Raw genomic sequence first — 8,924 nt, 5'->3', positions numbered from 1 at the left:
TGGGCGTCGTCGAGGCGGTAGTAGGCCATCCGCCCGTCGCGGCGTACGGAGACGACGCGGTGGGCGCGGAGTAGGCGGAGGGCGTGTGAGGTGGAGGACTCACTCAGTCCGGTGACCGCGGCCAGGTCGCACACGCAGAGTTCGCCGTCGAGGAGGGCGACCAGCAGNCGTAGCCGTCCGGGGTCGGCGAGCAGGCTGAACACGTCCGCGGTGTCGACGACGTCGGTGTCGTGGGGCATCCGCGCGCACACGGCTGCCACGCGGTGCGGGTCGACCAGCCGGTTGCTGCAACCGTCGATCGCCGACACACGCTCATCTGAAGACCTGTTCACACGTCGAAGTGTGCGGGAGATGCCGGGGCCTGTCAACCGGACCGCACGAGGAGGCGCCTTGGCGCGACCAGGCGCGGCCAGCGCGGCTAGGCTCGCTGGTGGGCGATCACTCCGGGAGAGGGGAGCTCCGCATGCTGGGCGGGACGGTGGTGGCGGTCAGTAGGAACGGCACGTACTCCTTCACCAAGCCGAACTACCCGAGCATCACCCTGCTCGCCGGGCTCGGTGTCGAAGGCGATGTGCACGCCGGCGTCACGGTCAAGCACCGTTCGCGGGTCGCCCGCGATCCCAGCCAGCCGAACCTCCGCCAGGTCCACCTCATTCACGAGGAGCTCTTCGCCGAGGTAGCCCAGGAAGGCTTCACGGTGGCGCCCGGCGACCTGGGAGAGAACATCACCACCAGGGGTCTCAGCCTGCTCGACCTGCCAGTCGGCACGCTGCTGCGGATCGGGGACGAAGCGGTGGTGGAGGTGACGGGACTCCGCAATCCCTGCCGGCAGATTGACAACTTCCAGGACGGGCTGCTGAAACAGCTGCTCGGACGGGATGAGGCCGGAAACGTCATCCGTAAGGCCGGAATCATGAGCACCGTAAAGGTGGGCGGCGTGGTGCGTCCCGACGACGCGATCAGAGTTGAGCTTCCAGCCGAGCCCCATCGCCCCCTCGATCGAGTCTGAGCGGTACATCTGCCCGAACGCCGCCGCACCAGGCGACTTACGCCTGGCGGCAGTTGGTGGCCGACGCGGGCGTGACCTGGATCGGCGCATCAGTGATCGTCGACGGACTGGAACGTCCCGAGCTCCGGCGCCCGCTCAATGTCCGCGGCATCATCCATCTTCGGGATCTCTGAACGAACGCCGTTCCTCGGTGGCAGCGCATCCCGGAACCTCCCGTCCACCAGTACGGGTACGCAGGCGCTCGCGTCCACCTCGGCGGCGACCAGGACATCGGCCTCGAAGGTCGCTTCGACGAGTTCCCGCCCGCTAGTGCATTCCAGCGGCGCGGTGCCAAGATCTGCTTCGACGTTCCGGAACGCGGCCGCGGCCGTGCGGGCTTCGGGGCTGAAGGCTTCGACGCGGAGATGCTGGGCGAGCGCTGCGAGCACACCGCCGGCGCCCCACAGGTCCTCAACGGCTGGGCGCAGGGATCCGTCGTGCCAGCGTTCGCCGGCGGCGACGATAGCCACAACCAGGGTTGGATCCTGGGCGAGTTTGTCGGCAATCCAGGTCGCCACGGCGGACCGATTACGCAGGCAGGCTCCCACCACCTGCGCGCCAGTCTCCGCGAGCAGGAAGGAGATTGAGGACCCGTTGGGGGACGGGAGCACGAGCCGTTTCAGATCTCTGGCGGCGCGAATGCTGTGTGGCGAAAGGCTGACCTGCTCGCCCGCGCTCCATTGCCGGGCCTCCAACCGGCCGACCGCCAGGGTCGCCTCGTGCGAACGCGCGTACTCCCGCGCCGACTCATCCCGCCACCGATAGGGAAAGACCTCCGCGCCCCTCTCGACGGCGACGCACAACGTGGTGGTGAAGCTCAGAACGTCAACAACCACAGCGATGTCGGCGTCCTCCGCAACGGCCGCGGCGCCCGTCGGCCCCCATTCCATGCGTACCTGAGCCTGGCTCTGGCCGTACACGTTGTCCATGTCGAGAAGCCTCCCATGACCTCGATGGCCCGCTGGCCAGAGGCGGACCGCTCGGCTGCGTAACCCTGACCAACTCAGCCAGGGTGTCCCCAACCGGATCAAGAAGCGCGCGAGGACGGGGTGGGAATCGGAGTCGTGCAGTCGATCGTTCTCGTCGGTGGGCTGCTCGGCTCTCTGCTCGTACCGTGGTTGCAGCCGAAGTTCCGCCCGCCCGTTCTCATCATCGCGATGTCGTGGCTGGGTGCCGCCCTTGTCGGCGTCACCGCGATCCTGCCCGGCAGTACGCGCTCGCCCTCCCGTTGGTCCTCGCCATGCTTATCAGCCCGTCGGTGAACGCCGCGATGTTCGCGTACCGCGTTGCCATCACCCCGGACGCGATGCAGGGGCGGGTGCAGAGCGCGACCGGGATGCTGGCGATGGGGCTCAACCCGGCCGGCCCGCTGCTCGGCGGCGCTCTTGTCGAACTCTGGGGAGGCCACTGGGCATTCGCCGGGTTCGCCGGAATCCTCGCGGTGACAGCGATCGTCGCGAGCCTCAGTCAGGGCATCCGCAGGATGCGTCCGTTGGAGGCGAACGCCGGGCAGAGCCCTCCACCCGAGCCGTCAGAGCAGTGAATCTCGGCAATTCGCATGCCGAGTGGACCGGCTCCGGGCTACCGTGCCCCGACCCGCCATGATCGGTTCCGGAAGGTGAGCAGCGCAGATGTACGACGGCAACCCCGGAGGTCAGCAGCAGCCACCTGACTGGTCCGCCTTTCCGGGCCCGCATCCCCCGCCTCGTGACCGCGGCGCCGGCCCGGGGATGGCTGTTGCCAGCCTCGTGATGTCCATTGCCGCTCTCGTCGGCGTCATCGTCATCGGTGTGTTCGTCCTGTTCACCGATCCCTATCTGGTCCCACCCGACGAGGACTATGCCGACGTGGAAAGCGCCGCCCCCTTACGGGGCATGGTTCCCGAGCCGCCAACGGATGGGCTCATTCGAGGGACGGACCTCACCAGAGTCGTCACTGACCTCGTCGAGGAGGACTGGGACGAGACCGCGACCCTCCGTTGTCCCGACACAGAAAAGGTCAATCAAGGAGTGGTCACCCTCTGCCATGGGACTATCGGTGGCGACGAGTGGGCGGTCATTGTGTACTTCGAGGACGCGCGCGGTCGATTCACCCTCGACTTCATCTGAGCTCGCCCGGGCGGAGCTCTCACCGCGGGTGGGAGCTCCCGCCGAGATGGCGTTCGAAATGTGCTACGGCTTCATCGGTGCGTCCCGCGCCGTAGGTGCGCATGAGTTCGGCCAGCTCAGGGGACTCGCCGGCGACCAGGTCCGCGGCGCGGAGCACCTCGTCGGCGGCCGCGACTGAACGGAACAGGTCCTGAATCTCCCGTACGACGGCGCGCGGACCCGCGCGGCCGGGGGTTGTGGGCGGCGCTGATTTGGCAAAGGCTCCGCTGGTGCCGCGGATCTCGTCCAGGGTGACGGCGATCTCGTCTGGCCGTACGCCCTCGGATTCCGCCCTTGCCGCGAGCTCGTCGAGTGCGTGCAGCCTCGACACCACGGCCGGGTTGCCGATCTTGACCCGTCGAGCGCTCATCAGCTGGGACAGCATCGGTGCGGACAGCCCGAGGGTCTCGGCCAGGCGGGCCTGGCTGAGACCGAGGGCGTCGCAGATCCGGCGCACGAGCGGACCGAGCGGCTCGCCGTAGAGCTCGATCTGCTGTCGCAGGTTGTACGCGATCTGGTCCACGGTGGCGTCCTCCTCGCTGCCGGGCCCTGTCATCTTCGCACTTGCGAACGCCTGAAACCAGGCCTTGTTCCGACTTGACATTCGCGATTGCAAACGAGCACGATTGCGGCTGCGAATCCACCTGGAGGGGACGATGAACCGAACGCCGGGATACCGCCGCCGTCTCGCGGCCATGCTGTTGGTCGCCGCTGGGCTCTGCATGAGCCTGAGCGTCGGTGCCGCCCACGCCGACCCTGGCACCACCGGCAAACTCGTCCTGGTGCTCGACTCGTCTGGGTCGATGAAAGAGCCCGCGGGCGATGGCCAGACCAAGATCGCGGCCGCCCGGACGGCGCTGACCTCGGTGGTCGGCAAGCTCCCGGCGAGCGCCGAGGTGGGATTACGGGTCTATGGCGCGACGGTGTTCGAGCGCGGCCAGCCGGGTGCCTGCACCGACACCCAGCTGACCGTCCCGATCGGCACCGGCAACCACGACCAGTTGCGATCGGCGATCGCGGGTTACAAGCCCTACGGCGAAACCCCGATCGGCTACTCCCTCCAGCAGGCGGCGAAGGACCTCGGCCCAGACGGCAAGCGCACCATCCTGCTCGTTTCCGATGGTGAGGCGACCTGCGATCCCGAGCCGTGCGAGGTGGCGCGTTCGATCGCCGATCAGGGCATCGACCTGAAGATCGATGTGATCGGGTTCAGGGTGGGCGCGAAGGCGCGCGACCAGCTACGTTGCGTCGCCCGTGAGGGACGCGGCGACTACTACGACGCCGACTCCACCGCTGATCTCGAGGCCGGCCTTGACCGCCTGTCCACCCGAGCGTTCCGACCCTTCCGGATCTCCGGTACGCCGGTCCAGGGTGCGCCGCGCCAGGAGGGCGCGCCTGTGCTCCGACCGGGCCTGTATTCCGACGCCTTCGCCGCGGACAAGACCGCGAAGTACTACCTGGTGAAGAGGACCATCGCGAAGTCCACGCTGCGGGCCGGCGTCAGTTTCCGCAGCCCCGCGAGCACAGGCAACACGGTGATGGCCAAGGTCGAGCTCATGACACCCGACGGCGAGAGCTGCGGGTGGAGCTACCCGCACGCGACCAAGTTCGGTACCAGCGAGGTGCTTGCCACCGGTTCGGCGTCCAGCTGGTCCGACTGGCGCGAAGCCTGTGCCGACTCTCCGCAGCTGGTGCTCAGCGTCTCCGGGGGACAACGCTGGTCGGGCATGGAGGGCACCGCGTTCGAGCTTCGCGTCAATGAGGAGCCGCCGGTGCGCACGACCTCCGGGCTCCCGGGAGAGGCGGACAACCCGGTCTGGACCCCCATGTCCGAGGCGACACCTCAGCAGATCGTGCCTGGCTCGAGCTTCGCTGACGCTCCGCGGATCGCGTCGGGAAGCTACAAGACGACACTGATGCCAGGAGAGATCCAGATCTACAAGGTGAAGATCGACTGGGGTCAGCGGCTGCAGGCCCAGGTCAGCATTCCTCAGCTGTCCGCCGCGACAGCTCGAGCATCCGGCATGACGCGGTACGTCGACACCTACCTGATCTCTCCGACCGGTGACGAGGTGTACGCCGTCTTCGCCAAGAAGGCGCCGGGTCTCGGCGGCCAGCGCGGCGTGCTGACCAAGCGGGGCATGCATACCGGCGTCACCACCAAGGAAGTCCGCTACCTCAACCGCGAAGGTCCTAACGGCCAGGACAAAGGGTCCTCAACCCCGGGTGACTACTACGTGGTCGTCGTTCTTGCCAAGCGTGCCGCCGATCCCGCTTTCACCGTCCCGATGACCTTGACGGTGGGCCTTGAGGGCACCGCCGGAACGGGCAGACCGGAGTACGTCAAGGATGCGCGCCCCGTCTCGGGCAGCGAGGTGACCCCCGCGCCCGGCGAGGAGCCCGGTGGCAAGGCGGAGACAGGCGCGCGCGCCCAGAGCGACGGTCCGTCCGACGAGGGTGGCGTGCCGGTCGGCCTGATTGCCGGTCTCGGTGGCGGTGGTGTCCTCCTCGCCCTGCTCGGTGTGTGGGCGATCACGCAGATCCGGCGGCGGCCGGCGGCCATCAACGCTGGCGGGCATCCACACCAGAACCCACCGCACAACCCCTGGCAGGGCCCGTCGAGCGGCCCGCACCAGGGACCACCCCACAACCCGCCGCACCAACCGGATCCCAACCAGAGGTGGTGAAACCTCAGCGCACGAGGAGCCAGATCGCGGCACCAATCAGCCCGGCTGCTCCGGTGATGCTGAGGCCGGCCATCCATACCAGAGCTCGAGCCCGAGGTCGATGGTCCGGCTCCCCACCAATCGGCGCCCCTCGGGGGCCTTCCCGTGGAGTACGCGACGGTGCCGGCGCAAGGTCGTGTTGACGCGCCGGCACGCCGGTGGGCTCGGCGCGCGGACGATCCTCGCGTGCGGGTACACCGGTCGGCAGGGCAGTCGCAGGCCTGAGCACAGGACCCGACGGACCCCAACCCGGCGGCAGCGGTGGGAGCTGGTCGAACACCTCAGGCGGGTCGGCTTCGGTCGCCCAGGGCGTCGCGCCGTCCGGCGGGAGGACACCAACGGTTGCCAGCAGGTCCCTCGCCGCCGCCGCCGAACCAGGCCGATCGTCAGGGGATACCGAGGTGAGCCGGCGTACGAGATCCCACAAAGGTCCGCCCCCGGCGATCGGCAGACTACTGTCGGTGCCCGGCCGGACGCCGGTCAGCAGCTCAGCCGCCACCGCACCGAGGGTGTAGAGGTCCTGTCGCGGATCGGGGTCGGCGCCGCGCAGCTGTTCGGGGGCGAGGTAGCCCGGCGTACCAAGGACCATGCTGTTCCGGGTCAGCCGCGGTTCGTCGATCAGGCCGGCGATCCCGAAGTCCGACAGCCGCAGATGCGGTCGATGCGTACCCGTCGGCTCAAGGAGTAGGTTGGCTGGCTTCAGGTCGCGGTGCACGATGCCGGCGGCATGGACTGCCGAGAGACCGTGGAGCACCTGGTCGAGCAGGACCGCGACGTACCTCTCCGGCAGTGGACCATGGTCGCCGAGCAAGGTCGCGACTGATCCGCCACGGACCAGGTCCATCGCGAACGCCACCTTGTCGTCGTCAGCGGCCCAGCTGTGCGGCGCGACAACGTGCGGATGCTGGATCCGCAACGACTGCTCGCGTACGAACCGGATCAGCATGGCCGCGTCGTGCTGGCCGAGCACCTTGGCCGCGACGTACGTACGCCGGCGCTGATCCCAGGCGCGCCAGACCGAGCCCATGCCACCGGTGCCGATCAGGTCGATCAGCGTGTAACGCCCTGCGAACGCCTCCACCGCACAGACCGTACTAGGCGTGCTTTCTGGATCTTTCGTGACAGCCCAGCTCGCGACGCACCTGAGAGGTCGCGCTCGCGGTCTCAGCGAGCGCGGCCACAGGTTCTGGCCGGAGCGACCGGAAGGCGGTTGAGCGGATGGCGGTTCGATCGGCGCCGCGCGAAGTCGGCCAACCATCTGTCCAGATCCGGATCCGTCAACTCCGGCCGGCTTGGCCCTGAACCACTCACCGGATGCCGGCCGACGCGTACGACGTACTCACCGCGGGTGGTCGGTGGCGCTGTCACCTCAGGCACGCCGCTTATCTCCGGAAGATCCGTCGCCGCCTGTGCGGCCACGCGGTAAGCCCACTCGAGCTCGCTCGTTGACCGCCAGCTCGGCCCGATACGCCGTTCACCGCTTGCGCAGGCATCCCGAATGTCGTCGAGACAGTGGAGACTTTTCCGTGCTCTGAAACGGAAAAGTCTCCACTGCTTCCCTGGTGGGAGTGCTCTCGGTCAACATGTCCCGGCTGCTGGAGCAGGCTTTCGGCAACCAACGTCGACGTTATCGAGCCCTTTGCTGAAACGCCGTGGGGGAATCGCAAGTTCACCATCCGAGACCCAGACGGCACGGAGCTCGGCTTCGTTCAGGATTGAAGAGTGGCACTGCCGGAATCGGACATGGCCTAGCCTCTGGCCTTTCGTCGTACGGCCTCGTTAGCGTGCCCAAGCATGATGCTTACGATGCCAGAAACGCCTTACGCGGTTGACGTTCGAGCCGCACTTCAATACGGCGCTGTCCCTGGACTTCCAGCCTGGCAGGCTGCCCTCTATCTGGATCTGCTTCTTCCCACACCGAGGCCGCCATCCCCGGCCCCAGCTGTCATCTACCTCCATGGCGGCGGATGGCGCGCGGGCGAACGGTCTGCCGGGCTGTATCCATGGTTGGGTCCGCTGCTTGCCGCCCACGGATTCGTCGTGGCCAACGTGACGTACCGCTTGTCCGATCGGGCCACCTTTCCCGCGCAGCTGCACGACGTCAAGGCGGCGGTCCGCTGGCTCCGAGCGAACGCCGCTGCGTACGGCGTTGACCCCGATCGCGTAGGCGCGTGGGGCGACTCGGCCGGGGGGCATCTCGCCGCGCTGCTCGGCACCACCGCCAATCGCGCTGATCTGGAAGGCGACTGCGGATCACCAGGTTGGTCGAGCGCGGTGCAGGCAGCGATCATGCGCTGCGCGCCGAGCGACTTTCTGCCGATGCCGGAGGACCAGGCCGAAGTCCTTGATGCGTTGTTCGGGGGCCCGCGGGCCGAAACGCCCGAGCTGCGACGCCTGGCGAGCCCAGCTGGTTACGCGCGCGCGGGCGTACCGCCGTTCCTGATCGTGCATGGTACGAACGATGAGACTGTGCCGTTCGCCCAGGCGGAGACCATGGTCCGTGCCCTTCGCGCGTACGACGGTGACGTGACCTTCCATGTTGTCGAGGGCGGGCACCACAACCTGCTGCCCGACGTGGACGCACCGTGGGGCAACGAGCCCTGGACCGAACTCGGCGCGCAGGCACTCGCGTTCTTTCAGCGAACTCTGGTTTCTCCCCGCGATTCGGTACATGTGATCTGATGCGCCGGATACGTGCGAAAGCGGGCAAACAGATTTCGGCGATTACCTGTGCTTCGCGGCTGGTAGCCCCTTAGCTTGTTGTTTAACCTTTTTGGTTGGTCGCTGTGGTGACTGGTGTGTCCGTTTTGGTGATCTTCCCGACGTGGCGTACGACGGCGCGTTGCTTGTTGGGTGAGTTGGGGGGACGGCCTGGGCCAGGGTGGGAGGGTTTCGGGACGCCGGCCGGAAGCACCATGGTCGGGCGGATGTTGCGAAATCCTCGACGGGTCTGGGCGGGGGTGAGCCGGCGGGGATCGCGGGTGCGTGGTTCCCAGGGGCGAC

10 protein-coding genes and 1 pseudogene are annotated in these 8,924 nt (G+C 67.8%); 6 read left to right on the top strand and 5 right to left on the bottom strand.

Annotated elements, in window-relative coordinates:
• Positions 1–239 (bottom strand): ArsR/SmtB family transcription factor (locus B141_RS0105325; RefSeq protein ID WP_157180814.1); only part of this gene is annotated, 239 nt, incomplete at its 3' end.
• 224 nt (positions 240–463) lie between these two features.
• On the opposite strand from B141_RS0105325, the gene B141_RS0105320 reads away from it, so the two are divergent.
• Complete coding sequence (locus tag B141_RS0105320; RefSeq protein WP_020574137.1) at positions 464–1,009, top strand: MOSC domain-containing protein; 546 nt, start codon at positions 464–466, stop codon at positions 1,007–1,009.
• 89 nt (positions 1,010–1,098) lie between these two features.
• Here the strand turns inward: B141_RS0105320 and B141_RS38985 are convergent, their stop codons facing one another.
• Positions 1,099–1,977 (bottom strand): 2-phosphosulfolactate phosphatase, encoded by an 879-nt coding sequence (locus B141_RS38985; protein WP_020574136.1) that lies wholly within the window; start codon positions 1,975–1,977, stop codon positions 1,099–1,101.
• A gap of 120 nt (positions 1,978–2,097) precedes the next feature.
• Here B141_RS38985 and B141_RS0105310 point away from each other — a divergent pair, with 120 nt between their 5' ends.
• From B141_RS0105310 to B141_RS0105300, 3 genes are all read left to right on the top strand, one after another.
• Positions 2,098–2,310, top strand: a complete 213-nt coding sequence (locus B141_RS0105310; protein ID WP_020574135.1) for a hypothetical protein — start codon at positions 2,098–2,100, stop codon at positions 2,308–2,310.
• A complete protein-coding gene (locus B141_RS0105305; protein WP_020574134.1) occupies positions 2,307–2,591 on the top strand; it encodes a hypothetical protein in 285 nt (94 codons plus the stop codon). The genes B141_RS0105310 and B141_RS0105305 overlap by 4 nt, the downstream gene beginning before the upstream one ends.
• An 88-nt stretch (positions 2,592–2,679) precedes the next feature.
• Positions 2,680–3,156, top strand: a complete 477-nt coding sequence (locus tag B141_RS0105300; protein WP_020574133.1) for a hypothetical protein — start codon at positions 2,680–2,682, stop codon at positions 3,154–3,156.
• Positions 3,157–3,175: 19 nt separating this feature from the next.
• Here B141_RS0105300 and B141_RS0105295 read toward each other — a convergent pair whose 3' ends face one another.
• On the bottom strand, positions 3,176–3,718 hold the full coding sequence (locus B141_RS0105295) for a transcriptional regulator (RefSeq protein WP_026256930.1): 543 nt from the start codon (positions 3,716–3,718) through the stop codon (positions 3,176–3,178).
• Positions 3,719–3,851: 133 nt separating this feature from the next.
• On the opposite strand from B141_RS0105295, the gene B141_RS0105290 reads away from it, so the two are divergent.
• Positions 3,852–5,882 (top strand): vWA domain-containing protein, encoded by a 2,031-nt coding sequence (locus B141_RS0105290; protein WP_020574131.1) that lies wholly within the window; start codon positions 3,852–3,854, stop codon positions 5,880–5,882.
• Between the two features lie 4 nt (positions 5,883–5,886).
• Here B141_RS0105290 and B141_RS38980 read toward each other — a convergent pair whose 3' ends face one another.
• Entirely contained in the window at positions 5,887–7,002 is a 1,116-nt protein-coding gene (locus tag B141_RS38980; protein ID WP_051113973.1) for a serine/threonine-protein kinase, read from the bottom strand.
• Between the two features lie 725 nt (positions 7,003–7,727).
• Between B141_RS38980 and B141_RS38975 the strand changes: the two genes are divergently transcribed.
• Positions 7,728–8,603, top strand: a complete 876-nt coding sequence (locus B141_RS38975) for an alpha/beta hydrolase (RefSeq protein WP_157180813.1) — start codon at positions 7,728–7,730, stop codon at positions 8,601–8,603.
• A gap of 82 nt (positions 8,604–8,685) precedes the next feature.
• On the opposite strand, the pseudogene B141_RS51250 reads toward B141_RS38975, so the two are convergent.
• Positions 8,686–8,924, bottom strand: a pseudogene (locus tag B141_RS51250) (NF041680 family putative transposase); the annotation flags it as partial.

The organism is Actinopolymorpha alba DSM 45243 (assembly GCF_000373925.1).
GTDB classification, from domain to species: domain Bacteria; phylum Actinomycetota; class Actinomycetes; order Propionibacteriales; family Actinopolymorphaceae; genus Actinopolymorpha; species Actinopolymorpha alba.
The sequence above is the reverse complement of the archived record's forward strand: the minus strand, read 5'-3'. Positions and strand labels throughout refer to the sequence as shown.